Annotated in this window: 21 protein-coding genes and 1 pseudogene; 7 read left to right on the top strand and 15 right to left on the bottom strand. The window is 42.3% G+C overall.

The genetic code is table 11. The features are described from left to right. Nucleotides 1-27 precede the first annotated feature (27 nt). Nucleotides 28-1,071 (bottom strand): methylmalonyl Co-A mutase-associated GTPase MeaB, encoded by a 1,044-nt coding sequence (gene meaB, locus GVT53_RS11290; protein ID WP_166248723.1) that lies wholly within the window; start codon nt 1,069-1,071, stop codon nt 28-30. 211 nt (nt 1,072-1,282) lie between these two features. On the opposite strand from meaB, the gene GVT53_RS11285 reads away from it, so the two are divergent. From GVT53_RS11285 to GVT53_RS11270, 4 genes are all read left to right on the top strand, one after another. After that, a complete protein-coding gene (locus GVT53_RS11285) occupies nt 1,283-1,708 on the top strand; it encodes an Ohr family peroxiredoxin (protein ID WP_166248722.1) in 426 nt (141 codons plus the stop codon). Nucleotides 1,709-1,858: 150 nt separating this feature from the next. Beyond that, a complete protein-coding gene (locus GVT53_RS11280) occupies nt 1,859-2,395 on the top strand; it encodes an RNA polymerase sigma factor (RefSeq protein WP_166248721.1) in 537 nt (178 codons plus the stop codon). Continuing rightward, the gene (locus tag GVT53_RS11275) at nt 2,385-2,987 is read left to right on the top strand and encodes a hypothetical protein (RefSeq protein ID WP_166248720.1); all 603 of its coding nucleotides are present in this window, start codon (nt 2,385-2,387) and stop codon (nt 2,985-2,987) included. The genes GVT53_RS11280 and GVT53_RS11275 overlap by 11 nt, the downstream gene beginning before the upstream one ends. Beyond that, on the top strand, nt 2,959-4,416 hold the full coding sequence (locus GVT53_RS11270; RefSeq protein WP_166248719.1) for a hypothetical protein: 1,458 nt from the start codon (nt 2,959-2,961) through the stop codon (nt 4,414-4,416). Before GVT53_RS11275 ends, GVT53_RS11270 begins: the two co-directional genes overlap by 29 nt. An 82-nt stretch (nt 4,417-4,498) precedes the next feature. Here the strand turns inward: GVT53_RS11270 and msrA are convergent, their stop codons facing one another. Then, nucleotides 4,499-5,194 carry a peptide-methionine (S)-S-oxide reductase MsrA gene (gene msrA, locus GVT53_RS11265; protein ID WP_166248718.1) on the bottom strand — a complete coding sequence of 232 codons (696 nt, stop codon included), beginning with the start codon at nt 5,192-5,194 and terminating at the stop codon, nt 4,499-4,501. A gap of 404 nt (nt 5,195-5,598) precedes the next feature. On the opposite strand from msrA, the gene GVT53_RS11260 reads away from it, so the two are divergent. Next, nucleotides 5,599-5,835 (top strand): hypothetical protein, encoded by a 237-nt coding sequence (locus GVT53_RS11260; protein WP_166248717.1) that lies wholly within the window; start codon nt 5,599-5,601, stop codon nt 5,833-5,835. A gap of 186 nt (nt 5,836-6,021) precedes the next feature. Here the strand turns inward: GVT53_RS11260 and GVT53_RS11255 are convergent, their stop codons facing one another. The 8 genes from GVT53_RS11255 to GVT53_RS11220 form a co-directional block, all read right to left on the bottom strand. Beyond that, a complete protein-coding gene (locus GVT53_RS11255; protein ID WP_166248716.1) occupies nt 6,022-7,242 on the bottom strand; it encodes a sensor histidine kinase in 1,221 nt (406 codons plus the stop codon). 155 nt (nt 7,243-7,397) lie between these two features. Next, on the bottom strand, nt 7,398-10,760 hold the full coding sequence (secA, locus tag GVT53_RS11250) for a preprotein translocase subunit SecA (RefSeq protein ID WP_166248715.1): 3,363 nt from the start codon (nt 10,758-10,760) through the stop codon (nt 7,398-7,400). Between the two features lie 135 nt (nt 10,761-10,895). Next, complete coding sequence (locus tag GVT53_RS11245; RefSeq protein ID WP_013551418.1) at nt 10,896-11,120, bottom strand: DUF2795 domain-containing protein; 225 nt, start codon at nt 11,118-11,120, stop codon at nt 10,896-10,898. A 125-nt stretch (nt 11,121-11,245) separates the two neighbouring features. Further along, complete coding sequence (locus GVT53_RS11240) at nt 11,246-11,803, bottom strand: cob(I)yrinic acid a,c-diamide adenosyltransferase (protein WP_166248714.1); 558 nt, start codon at nt 11,801-11,803, stop codon at nt 11,246-11,248. 67 nt (nt 11,804-11,870) lie between these two features. Then, complete coding sequence (locus tag GVT53_RS11235) at nt 11,871-12,032, bottom strand: hypothetical protein (protein WP_166248713.1); 162 nt, start codon at nt 12,030-12,032, stop codon at nt 11,871-11,873. Between the two features lie 17 nt (nt 12,033-12,049). Beyond that, the gene (locus GVT53_RS11230) at nt 12,050-12,550 is read right to left on the bottom strand and encodes a hypothetical protein (RefSeq protein ID WP_166248712.1); all 501 of its coding nucleotides are present in this window, start codon (nt 12,548-12,550) and stop codon (nt 12,050-12,052) included. A gap of 3 nt (nt 12,551-12,553) precedes the next feature. Beyond that, nucleotides 12,554-14,425 carry an ABC-F family ATP-binding cassette domain-containing protein gene (locus tag GVT53_RS11225; protein WP_166248711.1) on the bottom strand — a complete coding sequence of 624 codons (1,872 nt, stop codon included), beginning with the start codon at nt 14,423-14,425 and terminating at the stop codon, nt 12,554-12,556. 21 nt (nt 14,426-14,446) lie between these two features. Continuing rightward, nucleotides 14,447-15,616, bottom strand: coding sequence for a lipoprotein N-acyltransferase Lnb domain-containing protein (locus GVT53_RS11220; RefSeq protein ID WP_240904988.1), 1,170 nt, complete (start codon nt 15,614-15,616; stop codon nt 14,447-14,449). A 101-nt stretch (nt 15,617-15,717) separates the two neighbouring features. Here GVT53_RS11220 and GVT53_RS11215 point away from each other — a divergent pair, with 101 nt between their 5' ends. Then, a complete protein-coding gene (locus GVT53_RS11215) occupies nt 15,718-16,443 on the top strand; it encodes a CDP-alcohol phosphatidyltransferase family protein (protein ID WP_166248710.1) in 726 nt (241 codons plus the stop codon). 2 nt (nt 16,444-16,445) lie between these two features. Here the strand turns inward: GVT53_RS11215 and GVT53_RS11210 are convergent. After that, a pseudogene (locus GVT53_RS11210) lies at nt 16,446-16,655 on the bottom strand (LPS export ABC transporter ATP-binding protein); the annotation flags it as partial. A gap of 230 nt (nt 16,656-16,885) precedes the next feature. On the opposite strand from GVT53_RS11210, the gene GVT53_RS11205 reads away from it, so the two are divergent. Then, nucleotides 16,886-19,330: a hypothetical protein gene (locus tag GVT53_RS11205; protein ID WP_166248709.1), complete on the top strand. Its 2,445-nt coding sequence runs from the start codon at nt 16,886-16,888 to the stop codon at nt 19,328-19,330. Here the strand turns inward: GVT53_RS11205 and lptB are convergent. The 4 genes from lptB to GVT53_RS11185 are packed head-to-tail and all read right to left on the bottom strand — an operon-like array spanning nt 19,327 to nt 22,284. Next, a complete protein-coding gene (gene lptB / locus GVT53_RS11200; RefSeq protein WP_108246602.1) occupies nt 19,327-20,067 on the bottom strand; it encodes an LPS export ABC transporter ATP-binding protein in 741 nt (246 codons plus the stop codon). The two genes, GVT53_RS11205 and lptB, sit on opposite strands and share 4 nt — an antisense overlap. A 57-nt stretch (nt 20,068-20,124) precedes the next feature. Further along, complete coding sequence (locus tag GVT53_RS11195) at nt 20,125-20,475, bottom strand: carboxymuconolactone decarboxylase family protein (RefSeq protein ID WP_166248708.1); 351 nt, start codon at nt 20,473-20,475, stop codon at nt 20,125-20,127. Then, the gene (tatC, locus tag GVT53_RS11190) at nt 20,465-21,319 is read right to left on the bottom strand and encodes a twin-arginine translocase subunit TatC (protein WP_166248707.1); all 855 of its coding nucleotides are present in this window, start codon (nt 21,317-21,319) and stop codon (nt 20,465-20,467) included. The genes GVT53_RS11195 and tatC overlap by 11 nt, the downstream gene beginning before the upstream one ends. Then, entirely contained in the window at nt 21,319-22,284 is a 966-nt protein-coding gene (locus tag GVT53_RS11185; protein ID WP_166248706.1) for a KpsF/GutQ family sugar-phosphate isomerase, read from the bottom strand. Before GVT53_RS11185 ends, tatC begins: the two co-directional genes overlap by 1 nt. Nucleotides 22,285-22,343 lie beyond the last annotated feature (59 nt).

Here is a 22,343-nt window from a genome sequence, read left to right as displayed (position 1 = left end):
AAATCTGTGCAAATTTATTGCTTTTATTTAAAGTTCCTCGGTAATCTTGTCCAATAGGATTTTTGCGGCGTAGAACGGCGAAATTTTATGTGCTTCAATTTCCGTCAACAACTTGGCCTGTTGTTTTTTAAAGCTTGCCTTTTGATGGAAAAATTGTTTGATGTATTCGTCCACCGTCTGAAGAAACCAGTTCTTGTTCTGTTGTTGTCGGTTCTTTTCAAAAAAGCCGTTTTCTTTGGTGTGCTCCACAAATTGCTGCACCATTTCCCAGATTTCCTCAATACCCGTATTTTCAACTGCGGAACACTTTATCACTTTCGGCGTCCATCCATTGGCTTTGGGCGGATAGAGATGCAATGCTCTGGAAAATTCGGTTACGGCCAGCTTCGCGTGCTCCAAATTGCTGCCATCCGCTTTGTTTATGGCAATGGCATCGGCCATCTCCATTATTCCTCTTTTTATGCCTTGCAGTTCGTCTCCGGCACCGGATAATTTCAGCAAAAGGAAAAAATCAACCATACTGTGCACGGCAATTTCACTTTGGCCCACACCCACGGTTTCCACTAAAATAACATTGTATCCTGCTGCTTCGCAGAGTATGATGCTTTCACGGGTTTTTTGGGCCACACCGCCCAAGGAAGTTCCAGAAGGGGAGGGGCGGATAAAGGCATTCGGGTCCTTGGCCAAGGTTTCCATTCGGGTTTTATCGCCCAAAATACTTCCCTTGCTCAAAGAGCTGGTGGGGTCCACCGCCAAAACGGCGACTTTGTTTCCTTGGTCTGTCAAGGTTTTGCCCAAGGTTTCAATAAATGAACTTTTACCGACCCCGGGGACGCCCGTAATTCCCAAACGGATACTGTTGGTGGGTTGGGCCAAGCACTTTTCAATAACGGCGTTGGCCTTTTCAAAATGGGCGGCCTTTGTGCTTTCCAAAAGGGTTATGGCCTTGGCAAGCATAGCTTTGTTGCCATCAAAAATACCTTGGGCCAAAGCATCTGCAGAAAGTTCTTGTTTTCTGATTGCCTTGATTTTGGAAATAGTGTCCGGAGGTGTTTTTTTATTGTCTGCCAAGCGTACGGTTCATCAGTTTATACGAATTTATAAAGATTTTACGGGTTTGTTGGGACTTTGCTTGGTTTTGCACCTTCATTTTTAACCATCCATTTCACAAAAATTTAATATCTGTTAAAGTGTACTTCCGCTAGCAAATTGGTACCTTATTCATTTAATAATCGGTCATCATAAGGAATGCCGATTTTATGAACCTATAAACATTTAAAAGATGAAAACTATTTTTGAGGCCAAGGCCACTAATACAGGAGGAAGATCCGGACACGTGAAGAGCGAAGATGGCGTTTTGGATTTACCTATTTCAATGCCAAATTCTAAAGGGAAACCGGACCCGAAATCCACCAATCCTGAAGAACTTTTTGCTGCTGCCTACTCCACTTGTTATGCAGGTGCGGTGGAAGCCGTTGCCAAAAATCACGATATTGATGATCTCGGAGATTTTAGTGTTACGGCCATAGTTGCCTTTAATAAAGAGGACGATGGATTTTTCTTGGAGGTTACCTTGGATACGTACTTGCCAACGGTAGATAAGAAAATGGGGGAGACCATTATCAACGAAGCACATGAAATGTGCCCATATAGCAAGGCGACCCGTGATAATATTACGGTGCACCTAAATCTATTATTGGACGAATAATCGATTTAACTTCTTAAAAATGAGCTCTGTTGATTTTTCAACGGGGCTTTTTTTGTTAAAAATGCGCCAAAAACGCACTAATTTGCAACGTTGCTTTTTTTGCATCGTCCTTAATACAGAACAACTAAAAAACCAGACATAGAACCGAGTGTGCTCCATATAGAGCTTGTAGAAAAGTGCAAGGCGAACGACCGCCAGGCTCAAATGCAACTGTACCGTCAGTATTGCGATGGTATGTTTTGTGTGGCCATGAGGTTTTTGAAAAATTCTGATGATGCCGAGGATGTACTCCAAGATTCCTTTATAAAAGCGTTTCAGCGGATAGGGCAGTTTAAGGGAGATGTGACGTTCGGGGCCTGGTTGAAAAGGATTGTTGTGAACGGTAGTATCGATTTTTTAAAGTCGAAGCACCAACGAACAGTGGAACTGAATGAAAGTTACTTGCAGGTGGCGGAAGACGATGATTGGTCGGTTGAGGAAGGAATCTCCATGGAACAAGTGAAAGAGGCCATCGAGGAACTGCCCCAAAAATATAGATATGTAGTGCAATTGTTCTTGGTGGAGGGGTACGACCATTCGGAAATTTCTGAAATACTGGGAATAACCGAAACGGCTTCTCGGACCCGATTGCTTCGAGGAAAGGCACAATTAAAAGAAAAACTAAAAGATTTGGCTTATGGCACGTGATCTTAGGGAATTGTTTGAAAAGGAAAGAGAGGAAAAACGCTTCAAGATGAAAGAGGGGCATGAAGACCGCTTTTTCGCGAAGCTGGAAGAGGAGTTGCCCAACGACCCTCCCAAAAAGAAGGTCATTTCCCTTTGGATGCAGATAGCGGCTTCGGTCGTGGTAGCAGTAGGATTGTTCATTTATTATTTCAACAGTAATGGAGGTACGGTTGATCCCGATGAAAAAATAACCGTGGTGGACAGGGAGAACCCAAGTAGAGGGTCCCAGGGTATTTCATTGGGAGATTTATCTCCAGACCTCAAAAAGATTGAAACATACTATACCACCAATATCAACATACAGTTGTCCGAACTGGCCGGTGACCCCGGAAACAAGGAGCTTGTGGACAGTTATATGGACCGGTTGGCGGAGCTGAACAAGGAATACCTAAAGCTGAATCAGGAGTTGAACGAGTTGGGTCCCAACGATCAGACCATAAGCGCGCTCATCAATAACCTACAGCTACGTTTACAGTTGTTGCAAAAATTAAAATCAAAGTTGAATCAATTAAAATCATCAAAAAATGAACAGGAATCATCAAATATTGTGTAGCGGATTGCTCCTTGCCCTGGTCGGGTTTACCGGCCATGCGCAGGAGAAGTCCAAAACCTACAAGGAAACCTTCAATGTCAATAAGGACACAGAACTGAACATCAACACCAGTTATGCGGATATCGAATTTGAAACTTGGGATAATGACCAAGTGGAAATCACTGCCGTAATCGAACTGGAAGGTGTGGACCAAAAGGAAGCGGATTCTTATCTGGACAAGGATTTGGTAAAAATTATGGGGAATAGCAAAGAGATTGAAGTCAGTACCGAAGGTTCTGCTCCATATTCTTACGATTTTAGAACGGTGAACATTGATATACCGGACATGCCATCGGTGGCAGAGATCATTGCGAGTGTTGAGATTCCGGAGATTCCCGAAATTGAAATCCCTGAGATTGCGGTAATGCCCTCGATGCCTCCATTGCCTCCTTTACCCCCCATAGATTTTGATTTCGATGCCTATAAAAAGGATGGGGACAAGTACATGAAAGAATGGAAAAAGGAGTTCGATAAAACCTTTGACAAGGAATACAAGGAGCGCTTTGAGAAATGGGGCGAGGAGATGGAGAAAATGGCTGAGGAACGTGAGGCCCGTAGGGAAGAGCTTAGGGGCGAACGGGAAAAGATCAGGGAAGAACGGGAAAAAGTGAGGGAAGAAATGCACGAAAGACTCAGGGAACAACGTGAAGAAATCCGCGCACAGCAAGCTGAGATCAGGGAGGAGCAGGCCGAACTAAGAAAGCAACTGCGGGAAGAGGTAAGGACCATTCATGGCAGCCCCAACGTATTTTATTTCTCATCTGATGGAAAACATAAGGAGTATAAGGTCAAAAAACGGATCATCATCAAAATGCCAAAGTACATCAAGGTAAAAATGAATGTACGCCACGGTGAGGTAAAATTGGCGGAAAATGCCAAGAACATCAATGCAAGCTTGTCCTACGCAAGCTTGCTTGCCTCTACCATTGACGGTGCCAATACGGATATCCGTGTATCGTATTCGCCGGTGGTGGTGCAAAATTGGAATTATGGCAGCCTCAGGACCGATTACTCGGACAAAGTCAATTTAAAGGAGGTTAAGCAGCTAAAGTTGAACTCGGTATCGTCCAATGTGGTCATTGGAAAGGTTGTGGGAAAGGCTTTTGTAACAAACAATTTTGGGGTGCTGAACATTGGTGAGGTATCCAATGGGTTCAATACCATCGATATATCCGTTGAGAATGGGGAACTGGATTGTAAACTGCCCGAAACCCCTTATGTTATTTCCGTAAACGAGACTACATCAGGTTTTCAATACCCAAAAGCTTTGAAATTGACATCGACCAAAAACCAAGGTGGCAATTTACATACCGGTTACAACATCAGTAAAAATGATGGAAAAACCATCAAGATCAACTCCAAGTACAGCGAGGTGGTTCTAAAGAACTAGCTTGTTTCTCTGGGTCTCCCAAGCCCCCAAACCATTATTGGTCAATATCACTCTTCAACGACCAGCACCTGCCCGGCTATTTTTAGTGTGCATCTTCTTTTAGGTAGGACTTAAAGTTTTCTTTGAAACGATTTAATCTAGGAATAGATACATTTCTGATATAACTGTTATTGGGATTTCGCTTTTCGTAATCCTGATGATATTCCTCCGCCATGTAGAATTTTTTGAAAGGGGTCACTTCCGTTACAATGGTGCGGTCTCCATAGGCATTTTCCGTTTTCAGAAGGTCAATATAATCCTGAATGATTTTCTTTTCCTTGTCGTTTTTATAAAAAGCGATGGAACGGTACTGGGTTCCCTTGTCCGGTCCCTGCCTGTTGAGGGTAGTGGGGTCGTGCGAGCCAAAGAATACCTGTACCAATTGCCTAAAGGATATAACATTAGGGTCATAATAGACCTCCACGGCTTCTGCATGGCTGGTCCTACCATAGGATACCTCTTCGTAGGTCGGGTTTTTCTCCGAACCGCCGGAATATCCGGAGTACACTTCCTTAACACCCTTTACGCTCTCAAAAATGGCCTCCACGCACCAAAAGCACCCGCTGGCAAAATAAGCGGTCTCATATTCTTGGAGCTGCTCTGCGCTCAATTTGGTTGCCATATGTGTGTCCGGTTCTTCCTTTTGGGCAACTTCTTGCTTGTCGGATTTGTTCTTGAGTTGGCAACTTATCGATGCCAGAAACAGTAGAATTAAAAATGGAGTTCTCACGCTTATCATTTTAGTTTTTTGTTTAGTAGCAATAAGATACCAACAATTACTTGGATGGCCGTTAAAAAATGTTAATCATCGTGTATTGGACGGATTGAACGCCAGCATTGGCGGAGTATCAAAAACGTAGGAAACAACCGGTAATCACTCAAGTTGGATTACATGCATATAATCTTTTTCTTACAAATAAATTATTGCCTTTCAGTAGGTTACAGATGAACTGCAAAGTGGATTATCGATGAAATGCACATGCGTTCGGTATGTTGTTTTTGTCACCAAAAACGTTAGTCGTCGATAAAAAACACTTTAACCGATAAAAATTTATTCACCGACAGAAAAGTGTCATTGAGCGATTGAAATCGAGTCGGGGTTGCAGGTGAAAGTACTTTTACATCGTAAAACAAAAAGAACAAATGAAGACAATTTTCACCATCATCGCAATAACTTTTTTCGGAACTATGGCTTCTGCCCAAGATATTTCCAAAGAGGCCAAAGTGGATGCCATTTCCATGGGTGTTGAGTTGAAGGTTGATTTCAATCAAACCATCAAAAAGGATAGAAAAACGGCCAGACTTTACAAGTTCAAGAACTCCCTTATCAAAAAAGAGCTTTCTTTTAAAACTAAAAGGGACGGTGCAAAGTTGGCTTAATTATGCTATTGGATGTGCTGATACCTTTTGTGCTGTCGCTAAGTGTTGCCTTTGTTCTGGCAAGCATAGCGTTCTCCTTTAGGCAAAGAAAATTTTAGAGGTTTAAGTTTATATTGGAATAGGTTAATACAAGAGGTCGGTGCAAACCGGCCTTTCCTTTTTTAGGGAAGGTAAATAGCTGGCCGCTTATTGATCTACGGAATTGAACTGTTCTATCACCTCTTCGAACTCAATGGTGTAGTGTGTGCCTTTTTTATCGTAGTCCCTGGTAATGGTGCCCCTGAGCTGTCGTGCCAAGTTGTAGATAAGCTTTAGCCCAAGCGAATTGGAGGTTTTCGGGTTTATTTCCTCCGAGTATCCAATGCCATTGTCCCCGAGGTGCATTCGGTAACGGTTGTCATCAATTTTTTCTACGGAGACATGTATTTCGCCGTCCGGAATCTCGGCGATTCCATATTTTAGGGCATTGGTGATGGTTTCGTTGATGATTAGACCCAAGGGAATCACGGTATCTATACTCAACTTGTAATTGTTGATATCGAGATTGACTTTTACATCGTTTACACTGCCTTTAACGGACCGGACCAAATAATCGCACAATTCTTGAACATAGGGTTTCAGTTCAATTTTTGATAGATAGTCATCCCGTTTGTAGAGCATTTCGTGTACCATGGCCATGGATACCACCCTGTTTTGACTGCTTTTTATAATGTTGCTGATTTTGCTGTCATCAATTGAGCGCGATTGAAGGCTCAAAAGACTTGAAACGGTCTGGAGGTTATTTTTTACACGATGGTGCACTTCTTTTAGGAGTATCTCTTTTTCATCGATACGTTCCTGGATTTCATTACGGGACTTGTACAATCTGTGGTGGGCGCTCAGCAGGTTTTTGCCAAAAACTCCTCCCAGCAGATAAACAGCAAAAAGGGCACTCAAATAAGCGAACCAGTCGCGGGACTCCAATGGGATCGTATTTTCGGAAATCTTGAAATCCCCTGTGTCATACAAAAATAAGAGCGTAAGAACGGCCAAATTCAGTATAAGGTACAATTGTCCGAAGACCCTTGTGGTCACATAACCGGCAAATACTATTATGGCCAGAACAAAAACGAACGGGCTTTCTATTCCTCCACTGTAGAGGGTAATCACAATGGCTCCCAACATGGACAAGATGGAAGTGAGGTTATAGGTGAGCACCAATTTTTCATGTTGTTTATAAAGAAGGGTGTTCAATAGATTGATGGCTGCGTAGCCCCAAAAAGTATAGGGAATGACGCCATCTATGCCCAAAAAGAAGTAACACACCAACCCAAAGATGGCAGCAAAGAAGGAAGAATTGTAATTTACCTTTAGTATCAAAGTAACTTTGTCTTTTATCCTATATGTATCCTTACCAGGACTTTTCATATGCTGCGTGTGAATATGCCTCTATCACAAAAAGGTTGAGCGGTGTGATAGAGTTGCTTAATGGGGTGTTTTACGGTGTAAATCTAACTATGTTTTTGATATAAAAAAAGTGGCAGCTTTAATAACTGCCACTTTGCGTTTGTATTGGATGGGGTTTAGTCGTTGACCAATACCCATTCTCCTTTGTCTATCAGGGGTTCGGCCTGTTTGTACTTTACAGTTTTGCTTTCCCCGGACATTACATTTTTAATGGTGACCTTTTCATTTCTACCAATTTTCGGTTTTTCCCGAACAATGGTTTCGGTTACCTGTTGTCGCTGTCCTTGCGTTTGGCCCGCAGCTCTATTTTGAGCGGCCAATTCGTCGCTGTTCGGAATTTCCTCTTTTGAAGTCTGGATGTTTTCCTTGGGTCGGCGAACGTTTCTGGCTTCTTGGATCTGAGCTGTGTTTTCCGATGGCAACTCTCCTTTGAAAAGGAAGGATATTACCTCACGGTTTACCTTGTCTATCATTTCCTTGAAAAGCTCAAAAGCCTCGAACTTGTAGATCAACAACGGATCCTTTTGCTCGTGAACCGCCAATTGCACGGATTGTTTCAACTCGTCCATTTTGCGCAAGTGCGTTTTCCAAGAATCGTCTATAATGGCCAATGTGATGTTCTTCTCAAAATCGGTAATCAACTGTTTTCCGTTTGAGTTGTAAGCTTTTTCCAAGTTGGTTACAACATTCAAGGATTTGATACCGTCCGTAAAAGGAACCACGATGCGTTCAAATTTGCTGGACTCATCCTCGTACACCTTTTTGATGACCTGGAAGGCAACCGTGGCGCTACGCTCCATTTTTTCTTTGTAGAAACTGTAGGCTTCGTCGTTGACTTTATTGGCAATCTGTTGGAAGCTCATTTTTTTGAACTCTTCCTCATCGATAGGTGAGGTGATGGAAAAATATTTAATGAGCTCGAACTCGAAATTCTTATAATCGTCGGCCATTTTATTGGTCTCCGCAATGGCCTCGGAAGTATCATAGATCATATTGGCGATGTCTACTTTTAGGCGCTCACCTTCCAATGCGTGCCTTCTTCTTTTGTAGATGACCTCACGTTGGGCATTCATTACATCATCGTACTCCAACAAACGCTTACGGATACCGAAGTTGTTTTCCTCCACTTTTTTCTGTGCACGTTCTATGGATTTGGTCATCATGGAGTGCTGAATCACTTCTCCATCTTCCAAGCCCATGCGGTCCATCATTTTGGCAACACGGTCAGATCCGAACAAACGCATCAGGTTATCTTCCAAAGAAACATAGAACTGCGAGCTGCCTGGGTCTCCTTGACGTCCGGAACGACCTCTCAACTGCCTGTCCACACGTCTGGAATCGTGGCGCTCCGTACCAATAATGGCCAAACCACCGGCTTTTTTTACTTCCGATGATAATTTAATGTCGGTACCCCTACCGGCCATGTTGGTCGCAATGGTAACAATACCGCCTTTACCGGCTTCGGCAACAATGTCGGCCTCTTTTTTATGGAGTTTTGCGTTCAATACGTTATGTGGAACCTTGCGAACGCTCAATAATTTGGATAACAATTCCGAAATTTCAACGGAGGTGGTACCGATCAGTACCGGTCTTCCTGCCTGAGACATTTTCGTAACCTCGTCGATGATGGCATTGTATTTTTCACGCTTGGTCTTGTAGATCAAATCTTGCCTATCGTCACGGGCAATGGGTCGGTTGGTCGGAATTTCCATCACATCCAACTTATAGATTTCCCAAAATTCACCTGCTTCTGTTACCGCAGTACCTGTCATTCCCGACAGCTTGTTGTACATTCTAAAGTAGTTCTGGAGGGTAACGGTGGCAAATGTCTGGGTCATGGCCTCGATTTTTACGTTCTCCTTGGCCTCAATGGCTTGGTGGAGCCCGTCCGAGTACCTACGACCGTCCATGATACGACCGGTTTGCTCGTCCACGATCATTACCTTGTTGTTCATCACCACATACTCCACATCCTTTTCAAACAGGGTATAGGCTTTCAGCAACTGGGTCATGGTGTGGATTCGCTCACTCTTTACGGCAAATTCCTTAAAGAGTTCTTCCTTGAGCTCAGCCTCTTTTTCAATGTCGAGGTTTTGGTTCTCGATTTTGGCAATTTCACTACCGATATCGGGCATCACAAAAAATTCCTTGTCCTGATCTGTAGAGATGCTTTCTACCCCTTTATCGGTCAATTCAATTTGATTGTTTTTTTCATCGATAACGAACAATAGGTCTTCGTCCACCTTGGGCATTTCCCTATTATTGTCCTGCATATAGAAGTTCTCGGTCTTTTGAAGCAATTGCTTGACCCCTTCTTCACTCAAAAACTTGATGAGCGCCTTATTTTTAGGAAGTCCACGGTGAACTCGTAGCAATAGGAAGCCTCCTTCCTTAGTGTTCCCTTCTTTGATCAACCTTTTGGCTTCTGCCAAAACGCCTGTTAAATGTTGACGTTGTTTTTGGACGATATCCGAAACCTGCGGTTTTAGTTCATTGAACTCGTGGCGATCTCCTTCGGGAACCGGTCCAGAAATAATCAGTGGGGTACGGGCATCATCGATCAACACGGAATCCACCTCATCCACAATGGCGTAGTGGTGGGGACGCTGTACCAGATCATCTGGAGTGTGCGCCATGTTGTCACGGAGGTAATCAAAACCGAATTCGTTGTTGGTTCCGTAGGTGATGTCCGCATTGTAAGCGGCCCTTCTTCCGTCCGAATTGGGTCTGTGCTTGTCGATACAATCCACGGAAAGTCCATGAAACTCGAACAAGGGAGCCATCCAAGCACTGTCCCTTTTTGCCAAATAGTCGTTTACCGTTACCAAATGCGCGCCTTTTCCGGCCAATGCATTGAGGTAGAGCGGGAGGGTAGCTACCAAGGTTTTACCTTCACCTGTTTGCATTTCGGCAATCTTGCCTTGATGCAGCGCGATACCGCCGATAAGCTGTACATCGTAGTGTACCATATCCCAGGTAACTTCTTTACCTGCGGCGTCCCATGAGTTTTGCCAGATTGCTTTATCGCCTTCCAAGGAAACATAATCCTTTTCGCCGGAAAGCACCCTGTCGAATTCGCTGGCCGTTACCGTCAAAGTTTCGTTGGCTGCAAATCGCTTGGCCGTTTCCTTTACCACGGCAAAGGCTTCGGGAAGGATATCTTCCAGTGTTTTTTCAGAAATTTTATAGGCTTCTTCGTTGAGCTTGTCGATTTCGGAATAGATTTCTTCGTTACGATCAATGTCGTTCGAATTTTCCACTTCTTCTTTTAGCGCAGCGATTTTATCGTTGATCTCTTTACAATCTTCAGCTATTCTTTCTTTAAAAGATGCTGTTTTCTGTCTCAGTTCATCATGTGATAATCCTTCCAGTTGTTGCTCAAAGGATTTTATCTCTTTCACTAAAGGTTGTAGTGACTTTACATCCTTCTCCGATTTATCTCCTACGAATACCTTTAGTACGGAATTAATAAAACTCATGAAATGTTTTTTCTTTTGATTGTCAAAAGCCGTTCCATTGATGGGATTACGATGGAATTCTTCGGCTAGGCTGTCAAAATTACACAAAAAAAAGCCTCAAAAGAGACTTTTTAACTTGGTTTGTGCTTTTGGGATCTAATATTCATCCTCGTTCCAGAGGTAATCTTCCTCGGTGGGATAATCCGGCCAAATCTCTTCGATGGACTCGTATATCTCGCCCCCTTCTTCTTCCATCGATTGCAAATTCTCTACAACTTCCAACGGCGCTCCTGTACGAATCGCATAATCTATCAGTTCGTCTTTGGTTGCTGGCCAAGGCGCATCACTTAAATATGAAGCTAATTCTAAAGTCCAGTACATAGTAACGGTTTGATTTTAAATTTTTTGCAAAAATAATTTTTAAACCCAATCTGCCAAGTAAAAACACTATTATTTAAAAATTATTTTATTGTTGACAAAACATTTAGGATAAAAAAACGATTTTGTCAGTCCAACTTCTCAGGAATCCACTTGACCTCTTGAGCATTTAAATCCTTGGACAATTTGCGTGCCAGAACAAACAGGTAATCGGAAAGTCGATTAATATAGGAAAGCAAATTATCGGGAACTGGCTCGTTCTCGTGTAAATAGGAGATCATGCGTTCGCCTCGGCGGCAAACCGTTCTGGCAATATGACAGTATGACACGGTGGTGTGCCCGCCAGGGAGAATAAAATGTGTCATTTCAGGAAGTTCCTCGTTCATTCGGTCCATTTCCTGTTCTAGAAACTCAATATCCTCGGAACTGATGCGGGGTATTTTAAGCCTTTTGTCCTTTTTGGGTTCGGTGGCCAATATGGAACCTACCGTAAAAAGCTTGTCTTGGATCAGGCTCAGCGTTTTTTTGGAATGTTCATCCATTTCTTGATCCCGCAAAAGTCCTAAATGGGAATTGAGCTCATCTATAGTGCCGTAACTTTCAATACGAATATGGTGTTTGGGTACACGGGTGCCCGTAAATAACGATGTGGTGCCCTTGTCCCCGGTTTTGGTGTATATCTTCATTTTTCAGTAGTCAGTAGTCAGTAGTCAGTAGTCAGGGATGCTTATCTGTATTTCTGGCTAATATTGATTATTGTTCATTGTTTTTGTCGTGTTGGCGTTTGCCCTCCATAAACTTACGGGACTTTCGGCGTTTGGTTCCTTTTCTGTTTCTGAACAAAATAATCAGATAAATAAGCCCCAAAACGGCCAAAACATACCAAATGGTGTTGTCTGATGCTAGATTTTCCATAACCTAAAATTACCGTTTTAAATCCGAATCGTGAAATGTTCCTTTACCTGTTCCCTTCGGATGGAAATAAGGCCGCAATGGTACATATCTATGCTTACGGTGATTTCTGGTAGGGCAATCAAACGTTTCCATTGTTCCAAAATTTCCTTGTTATCATAAATGGAGTCGACCAAAATAAGACTGTCGTTGTGCAATATTCCTTCGGAACGTATTTTTTGGAAGGTAGGGATATCCATTTCATCAACAAAAAGAAGGTCCATGGGGTTTTTGTCAAATTGAGTATTGGGAAAAGTCTGTTTTACCAATTCTTTGACTTCGGTATTATTTTCAATGCTGATGTTTTGAAGGCCAAAATAGTCGATGGTCTTGAGCAGTACATTGATGCTTTTGTTCCTGTGGAGCTTTTTTTGTGAATAAAGGCATCGGGTCACATATTGGAACACAAAAGGGGAGTGCACGCCATGATGGTTGGTGGATTGTGCCAGAAACTTTAGATATGAAACGAATCGAAACCACATTGTTTACCCCTCTAAAATGGAGGAAAGCTCGAACCAGCGTTCCGTCTTCTTCTCAATGGTATCGGTTATTTCCTTGAGTTCAATGGAAAGGTTGGCAATCTCGTCCCCGTCCAATTTGGGGTCTGTGAACTTATTTTGTAGTACCACTTTTTTCTCTTCCAGTTTTTGAATGTCCTTTTCCAGTTGTTTGTATTCCTTTTGTTCCGAATAAGACAATTTGCCGCTGCTGGTGTCCCGCCAATTGTTCTCGGTTTTTTCTGAAGAAGTGTTCTTGTTTTCGCGTTCCTCGATTACCTTACTGCTCTCGTAGGCCCTGTAATCCGAGTAGTTTCCAGGGAAATCTTCTATAGCCCCTTCTCCACGGAACACGAATAGGTGATCTACGATTTTATCCATAAAATAACGGTCGTGCGAGACCACGATCAAGCAGCCGGGGAAATCCAACAGGAAGCTTTCCAGTACGTTCAAGGTAACGATGTCCAGATCGTTGGTGGGCTCATCCAGAATCAGGAAATTTGGATTTTGAATCAGTACGGTGCACAAATACAGTCGTTTTCTTTCCCCACCGCTCAGTTTTTCAACAAAATCGTACTGCTTTTTTCTATCAAAAAGAAAACGCTCCAATAGCTGTTGTGCAGAAATCTGCCTTCCTTTTTTCAAAGGGATGTAATCCCCAAACTCACGGATGACATCAATCACCTTTTGACCTTCTTTATTGGGAATCCCTTTTTGGGTATAGTAACCAAACTTTAGGGTGTCGCCAACCACTACTTTTCCGCCTTCTACTTCTTCCCGTTCGGTTATGATGTTTAAAAAAGTGGATTTCCCTGTTCCGTTTTTTCCAATGATGCCCACACGTTCACCTTTGGTGAAGTTGTAATCGAACTTGTCCAAAATGATTTTGTCACCATAGGATTTGGAAACATTGTGAAGCTCTAAAATCTTGCTGCCCAAGCGCTCCATATTCAGTTCCAGTTGTACCTCATGTTCTTGACGCCTTTGGTGAGCCCGCTGTTTTATCTCTGCAAAATCATCAATCCGGGATTTTGATTTTGTGGTACGGGCCTTGGGTTGCCTGCGCATCCAATCCAACTCCTTTTTGTACAGCATTTTGGTTTTTTGCTGCTCTACCGCCTCACGTTCCAAACGTGCCTCTTTTTCGTTCAGGTAATAGGAGTAATTTCCTTTGTAAGTGTATAACTGGTTGTTGTCCAGTTCCAATATTTCGTTGCAGACCCTATCCAAAAAATAACGGTCGTGCGTTACCATGAACAGGGTAATGCTTTCTTTGGCAAAGTAAGCTTCCAGCCACTCGATCATTTCAAGGTCCAAGTGGTTGGTGGGCTCGTCCAGAATCAACAAATCGGGTTTATTGAGCAGCGCATTGGCCAAGGCCAAACGCTTTTTTTGTCCACCCGAAAGTGTGCTTACCTTGGCATCGAGCTTGGAAAGCTGTAATTGAAAAAGAATTTGCTTGTACTGGGTTTCAAAATCCCAAGCATTGAGTCGCTCCATGGCCTCGAATGCTTTTTGGTACTGCTCCGTATTCTCTGGGTTCTCCACGGCCTTTTCGTAGTTCGCAATGACCTTTAGGATTTCGTTGTCCGTAGTAAAAATGGTCTCCTCAATGGTCAAATTCGGGTTCAGGTCGGGTTCTTGCTCCAAAAACGAAATTTTGATGCCCTTACGAGTGGTCACCTGTCCCGTTTCGGATGTGTCCTTTCCCGACATAATGTTGAGGATGGAGGTTTTGCCACTTCCGTTTTTGGCAATAAGGGCAATCTTTTGGTCTTTATTGATTCCAAAGGAAATATCGGAGAAGAGTACCAGCTCCCCATACGATTTTGATATGTTTTCGACCGTTAATAAGTTCATGGGTATTGTTTGTGGGCCAACCTATAATTTGGAATACCTGATGATGTACAGGTACCGAATAGCCAGCGTCAAAAGTAACGGAATAACTACAGGAGAAAAAATCTGAACCTTAATTATCCATAGCAAAAGCACAATGCCCATCAACCCTAAAGCCGCCCAAAAGTATTTTGGGGCCCATTGGGGCACCTTATCTTGGAAAACCAAGGCAAAAGCAACAATTGCATTGGTGGGGAATGCCCATAAAATGTTGAAGTTATATGGGGTGGAAGTGTGGTCCGCCGCCACCCAGAGCAAAAAGAGAAAGGTCCCTGCCACTCCCGTAATAAATAACAGCGAAAAGTCCAACCAGCGGCTGCGTGTTTTGTGTTTGTAATCAAAATAGGTGATGATCGCCGTGAAGGCCATTAGCATCAAAAACCAGAAGAGTGGTGAGAGCGGAAAAAAGCTTTGTTGAAGGTGTTCGCTGTAGTCCAAAATGGTCCGCTCCCTTTTTACCAAAGGTTTTCCGTTCAAGGTAGTGTGCCTTAGTTGTTCCATGGCATAATACGGCAAAAACATATGTTCCTGTACCGTGGCCTTTCTGTCCACAGGTGAACCAAAAGCTAGGTCAATGCCGAACATGGACCAAGTGTTCACATCCATAAATTGGCGCACCAATTGTCGGAACGTGTATTGTTTTTCCAAATATGAGCCATCAAAAACAATGGCCTCGCCAAACTGCTCTTTTAAAATATCCCCTGTAATGCTGGAGCAGTTGTTCAAAAGCGGGTCATAAAGGTAATCCCTGTTTTCGGGCAGATAATTTTCTTCAAAAAAAGCGAGCAGCTGATTGCGTTGTTGCAGATTGAGGTCCAAAATTTGCTCTTTCACCCATCTTTTTTCCAATTCGTACTCATACAGGAAGGCTTCGAAACTTCTGCGGGATAGGGAATAGATCATTCGGCCCTTGGTGAAGTTTAGGTAGAAGTTGGGTTGATTAAAATCAAAAGTCCCATAATTGTAGACTACATCGATTCCAAGCGCCGGGTCTTGAACGCGGAAAGCGCTATGGCCAAAAGCATAGTACAATTCGTCGCCTGCGGCACAGGTAAGCAGGCTTACTTTTGCATTTTCTGTGAGTTGCGGGGCTTGGGAAAAAACAAATTTTCCGATGATGAAGCAAAAAAATAATAGATGGAGCTTTCGTCTCATTCTGTATTTTATCAGAACAAATATCAGAATAAAAACGACTCGGGCCACGATCCGTTGCACACAGTTTAATTTTTCCTTTATTTTTACGGAAATCTAATTTCATGAAGTCCTATATTCCCAATTTTTTAACCCTGCTCAATGTTTTGAGCGGTTGTATAGCCACGGTGTTTGCAGTGCTCAATCATTTGGAATGGGCTGCACTTTTTGTGTTTATCGGGATTTTCTTTGATTTTTTTGATGGCCTTGCTGCCCGTCTGCTCTATGTGCAAAGTGAAATAGGAGTGCAATTGGATTCATTGGCCGATGTGATTACAAGTGGTCTGGTGCCGGGCGTGGTGATGTTCCAGTTGTTGAGCATGGCGGAACGAGGCGGTTGGAACTTAGGTTTTATTGGTCACGATGCAGAAATTACGCTGTTGCCTTTTGTTGGCTTTGCGATAACCTTGGCCTCGGCCTACCGATTGGCCAAGTTCAATGTGGATGAGAATCAAATATCTTCTTTTGTGGGACTGCCGACACCGGCCAATGCTCTTTTGATCCTTTCCTTGCCCTTGATTCTTTTGTACCATAACAACGATGCATTGAACAACATCATCCTTAACCCATGGTTTTTGGTGATTTTGACGGTTTTGAGTTCCTATCTGCTGAACTCGCCGATAAAATTGTTTGCTTTAAAGTTTAAAAACTGGAGTTTTAAGGATAATGGCATTCGCTACCTGTTCCTTATCGGCAGCTTGGTATTGCTGTTAACACTACGCTTTTTGGCGATACCTGTAATTATACTTTTTTATGTATTGGCTTCTTTGCTGATGCCTTCGGAGAAGTAAATTTAAAAATCCAATTTCTTTTTACGGAGCTCAAAGTTTTGGCCCAAGTAAACCTTTCTTACCATTTCATCCATGGCAAGTTCTTCGGGAACACCAGCTTTTAGGATACCACCTTCGAACATCAAATAAGAGCGTTCGGTAATGGCCAAGGTTTCCTGAACGTTGTGGTCGGTGATCAAAATACCGATGTTTTTGTTCTTTAAGTGCGCAATTTGGAATGGTTTGTGTGGGAAAAGTATTATGATAATTTGTTTTAATAAAACTTTCTGTTCGTTTTTATATAGATAAATTACTTAAAAAGTCCGGAATAACGAATAAATTAGAATCGATTGGAGTTTGCGATTAAATCCACCTATTGTATACAAGTCTTGTTTGTGTATTTTCTAATGAGTGAACGGAAGACTAATTTTTTCTAGGTAACCAATCATTAAATTTTTTTAAAATGCCTAAACACGTACCATTATTTATTACAGCAGCTTTATTTTTTCTCATAAACACTCTCAATGCCCAAAATGAAATAGAAGGGCAATACAGGGAATATTTTGAAAAACCCAGAGAGGTCGTATACCTGCAAGTTAGCAAGGATATATTTCTTCCGGATGAAGAAATATGGTTCAAAGGTTATTTGTATGACCTAAAAAGGGCCCAACCCTCTAAAATTTCCAAAACCATTAATGTAGGCGTTTATGACAGCTTAGGTGTTTTGAAAAAAGAATTGCTCTACTACATAAACGAAGGTTTTTTTAAAGGAAGTGTAAAAGTAGATTCAACATTCAGTGAAGGCCGCTATTTTTTAAAAGCTAAAACCAACTGGATGCGAAACTTTAAAGATGATAATGCATTTTTGAAGCAAATCTTAGTCGTAAAGTCCGATTATAATATTCCGTTAAATCAACAGGATCCAAGAAAAGTAGATATCCAGTTTTTGCCGGAGGGCGGCAAACTTGTAGCAGGTATAAACAATATTGTGGGGGTCAAAGTACAGAATGGTATGGGTGTACCTTTACAAATGGATAACATAAAAGTTGTGGATGAGGCTGGTAAGCAATTGGCATTGATTGAAACTAATAGCTTAGGTCTTGGAAAATTTGAGATTACACCTGAATTGAACGTGTTTTATTTTGCCAATCTGCAAATGCCTTCTGGGGAGGAATTAAGTGTTAGGGTTCCCAGGATTTACGCTAAGGGAATTAACTTGAATGTAGTTGACAATCCCTACAAGAAAGAAGTTTTGGTCCAAGTTGAGTCCAATGATTTGGCATTGCAGGATGGGGATGTCAGAACAAATTTGGTTTTGCATAAAGATGGTGAGATCATATCTAAACCTGTCTTGTTAAGCAAAAACAGTAAAGTGTTCACCACTTATTTCGATAAGACCAAATTGTTGACAGGCGTAAATATCCTGACCTTGCTGGACGATAGGAACAACCCTATTGAAGAAAGACAATTTTATGTTTGGAAAGGTGGGGTGGCAAATAGGGTTGAAGCCTCCATAAACTATGCAACGGATACAAAAGACTCTTTGGAAATAACATTAAACTCCAGAGGGTATCAGCCTATGGGAGTAAGTGTTTCCGTGTTGCCCGAAAACACAAAGGTTTATAAGGGAGAAAATAGTATTTACGAACAAATTTATCTTATGCCCTATATACAGGGGGATGTAGAAAATGCAGGCTACTATTTCAGCAAAAATGAGATTAAGAAAAAATATGACCTTGATTTGCTCCTTTTAACACAAGGTTATAGTAAATATGATTGGCAAGAGATTTTAAGCGATAAATTACAAACCAAGTATAATCCGGTAGATGGATTGACTCTTTATGGCTTTTTGAATGAAGAATTGAAAAGGGAAAATATTTTAGTACATAAATCGATAGAGCATGAGGCAACAGAAGTAACCCTTTCTCCGGGCCAAGATAAGTTTTTGATTACCAACTTTTATCCAATCAATGGAGAAAACATCTTCTTTTCAAAAAAGAACAATTGGGGGAAGTTATCGAAGTTAGATATGTATGCCCGCTTATCTAACAGCTACTTTTTGGATGAGAAAATTGATGTTTCCGGTATTAAAAAAATAAACTTCTTTAACGCCGAGAGTGGAATAATGCGCTCAAGAAGCAACAATTTAGAATTGCCCGGTTTACATTCAGATGATAAACTTATAGCGCTTGACAATGTTACGGTTACCGAGCAAAGTAAACTTGAAAAACAAGCCAGAGAGAATATAAGAGTTCCCCGATACTTGGCTAATAAAATTACAGTTGTTGATGAGGAGTTGGCCCTTACGTTTGGTACAGTTGCATCATTGTTGCGCTCTAAAGGCTATGAGGTATTGGAGGAATTACAGGCCTATGATGGTGGTAGTAATGATTTCATCAGTAGGGTAAAAATAAGGTCACGGCGTAACCCCACATCTGGGGTTAATATTGTTTTGGACGATGTTGTGCTGATGAATTTAGATGCGATTTATAATATGCCCTTAACTCAGGTAGAGAGCTTTTATATTGATCGTTTATCAAGGTATATGGGGACCAGAGCAGGGAACAAAGAAACGATATATATTTTTACAAGGCAACGTCAAGAACTAAATCTAACCCCGGGCAAAGGTTTTATGTCAGATAAATCTTTTGCATTTAAGGTGGACAACGGGTTCGAAAAACAAAAGAAATTTTATAACCCCGAATTCATCTCGTTTACCAACACTGCTTTTGAGAATTTTGGATTGATTCATTGGGAGCCATTGATATGGATAGACAAGAATAACAGCTATACACTCAAAATTCCCAACTATGGATTCGATAACTTAAAGGTGGTTGTTGAAGGAATGGGAGAGGACGGGAGTGTATTCTCCAATGTTGAAATATTGAACACCGTTAGGTCCAACTAAAAATCCAATTTCTTTTTACGGAGCTCAAAGTTTTGGCCCAAGTAGACCTTTCTCACCATTTCATCCATGGCCAGTTCTTCGGGCACCCCTGCTTTTAGGATACCGCCTTCGAACATCAAATAAGAGCGTTCGGTAATGGCCAACGTTTCCTGAACGTTGTGGTCGGTGATCAAAATACCAATGTTTTTGTTCTTCAACTGGGCCACGATTCGCTGAATGTCCTCAACCGCTACGGGGTCCACACCGGCAAAGGGTTCATCCAAAAGGATAAATTTTGGGTCTGTGGCCAAGGCACGGGCAATCTCGGTTCTACGGCGTTCTCCCCCTGAGAGCAGGTCACCTCGGTTTTTACGGATGTGCCCAAGACCAAACTCATCGATTAGGGACTCCATTTTCATATGTTGCTCCTTTTTGCTCAATTTGGTAAGCTGCAACACGCTCAAAATATTTTTCTCGATGCTCAATTTTCGGAAAACAGAGGCTTCCTGTGCCAAATAACCAATACCGTTCTGTGCCCTTTTGTACATGGGAAAACTGGTAATGTTCATGTCGTCCAGATAGATGTTGCCGCCATTCGGCTTTATCAGGCCAACGATCATGTAGAACGATGTGGTCTTTCCAGCTCCGTTTGGGCCTAGCAACCCAACAATTTCGCCTTGGTTTACTTCAAGGGAAATACCTTTAACAACTTTTCGGCCACGATAGGCCTTCATTATATTTTCTGCGCGTAGCTTCATAGGAATTTGCCAAAACTAAACATATTCTTTGTCTACCGAACGGTCTTTTGGATTTTTTTAAGCTTCGCTTTCTTCCAAGGCCTCCCAATATTCGTAGGCACGGCGTAAATGGGGCACTACAATGGTACCTCCGACCAGGGTAGCTATCCCCAAGGTTTCCATTACTTCTTCCTTGTTGGCACCTGCATTTTTGGAGCTCTCCAAATGATATTTTACGCAGTCATCACATCGGAGTACTGCAGAGGCTACCAAGCCCAACAATTCTTTGGTCTTTACGTCCAAGGCCCCGGCCATATAGGCGTTGGTGTCCAAGTTAAAGATGCGTTTTATGAGTTTGTTGTTTTCGGCAAGCAGCTTATCGTTCATCTTGGCACGATAGGCATTGAACTCTTCTACTTTATTTGGCATTGTTTTGTGCTTTCTGTCTTTTAGCTTCCTTTTTTGCTTCTTTTTTGACTACCATTTTGGAAATGAATATACTGACCTGATATAAAATAAGTACAGGTATGCAGACTATAATTTGACTTGTGATATCGGGAGGTGTAATGATAGCGGACAGTATCAAAATGATGACAAGTGCAATTTTCCTGTATTTCTTCAAGATTTCGGGAGTTACCAATCCAACCTTCGTCAAAAAGAAGATAACAATGGGCAGTTCGAACATGATTCCGCAGGCGATTACAGATGCCCTTACCGTTCCAATATAGGAGGCCAGATCGATTTCGTTCAATACTTCTTTGCTCACTTGGTACGATCCCAAAAAGTTGATGGATAGCGGTGCAACGATGTAATATCCAAATAATACCCCAAGGAAGAACAGTCCCGAAGCTGTAATGATGAATCCCCTGGAATGCTTTCTTTCGTTGTCGTAAAGCCCTGGGCTAATGAATTTCCACAATTCCCATAAAATATATGGAAAGCCTAGAATAACCCCTGCCCAGATGGATGTCCAGATATGTGCGGAAAACTGTCCGGCCATCAACCTGCTCTGGATTGTGAATGGGATCGTGTCTCCACAGAACTCGGAATCTACTCCGAAGAACTTTCCGATATTACAGAAAAACTGATAGGTCGGGAAATCCATGTTCTTGGGCCCGAACAATATGGTATCAAAAATAAAGCCCCTGAACACAAAGGCAAAACAAGCAATGATCACAACTGCCAGTGTGGAGCGTACCAAATGCCAACGTAACTCTTCCAAATGGTCCAAAAAGGACATTTCATCTGGGCTTTTTCTCTCTTTTTTAGCCATTATAGGATTCCCTCGTTTATAAGGTTATGGATGTGGACCACGCCCGCATAGTTGTCGCCATCAAAGGCCAACAATTGGGATATGCTCTTTTCCTGCAATAGTTTCAACGCTTTCACGGCCAAGGTGTCCACGTCTATGGTTTTTGGGTTGGAAGTCATTATATCCTTTGCGGTAAGTCCACTTATATTATCATATTTGCTCAACATTCTTCGTACATCGCCATCGGTTACAATGCCCACGACCTTGCCTTGTTCCAGCACGGCCGTAACGCCCAACATTTTTTCGGATATTTCTACAATTACGTCTTTTACCGTGGCATTTACATCGACCTGTGGTTTCTGGTTGTTCACCACAATATCGGCAACGCGCAAATATAGTTTCTTTCCCAATGCACCACCAGGGTGGTATTTGGCAAAATCGGCACTGCTGAACCCTTTGAGCTCCAGCAGGCAAATGGCGAGTGCATCGCCTATGGACATTTGTGCGGAGGTACTGGTGGTAGGTGCCAAATTGTTGGGGCAAGCCTCTTTTTCCACATAGGTGTTCAGGACAAAATCGGCTTGTTTGGCCAACACGGAGTCCATGTTTCCCGTAATTCCGATAAGCTTATGGTTTCCTGATTTAATCAAAGGAAGCAAAGCTTTGATCTCGGCGGTGTTCCCGCTTTGGGACAAGCAGACGACCACATCGTTTTGTTGGATGGTGCCCAAGTCGCCGTGAATGGCATCTGCAGCATGCATAAAAATCGCCGGTGTTCCGGTGGAGTTCAATGTGGCCACAATCTTGGACGCTACAATCGCACTTTTGCCGACCCCGGAAACAATGACCCTGCCATCCGATTCCAAAATATGTTGCACGGCATGTGCAAATTGCTCGTCCAAAAGACCGATTAGGTTTGCCACGGCCTTGCTCTCTATTTCAAGGGTCCGTTTTGCTATGGATAAAATTGACTTTATGTCGCTCAAAGTATAAAAAAGTAATAAACCGATTAACTGATTGTATTCCTAAAAGAATATCTTATCTT

This window comes from Flagellimonas oceani (assembly GCF_011068285.1).
Taxonomy (GTDB): domain Bacteria; phylum Bacteroidota; class Bacteroidia; order Flavobacteriales; family Flavobacteriaceae; genus Flagellimonas; species Flagellimonas oceani.
The sequence above is the reverse complement of the archived record's forward strand: the minus strand, read 5'-3'. Positions and strand labels throughout refer to the sequence as shown.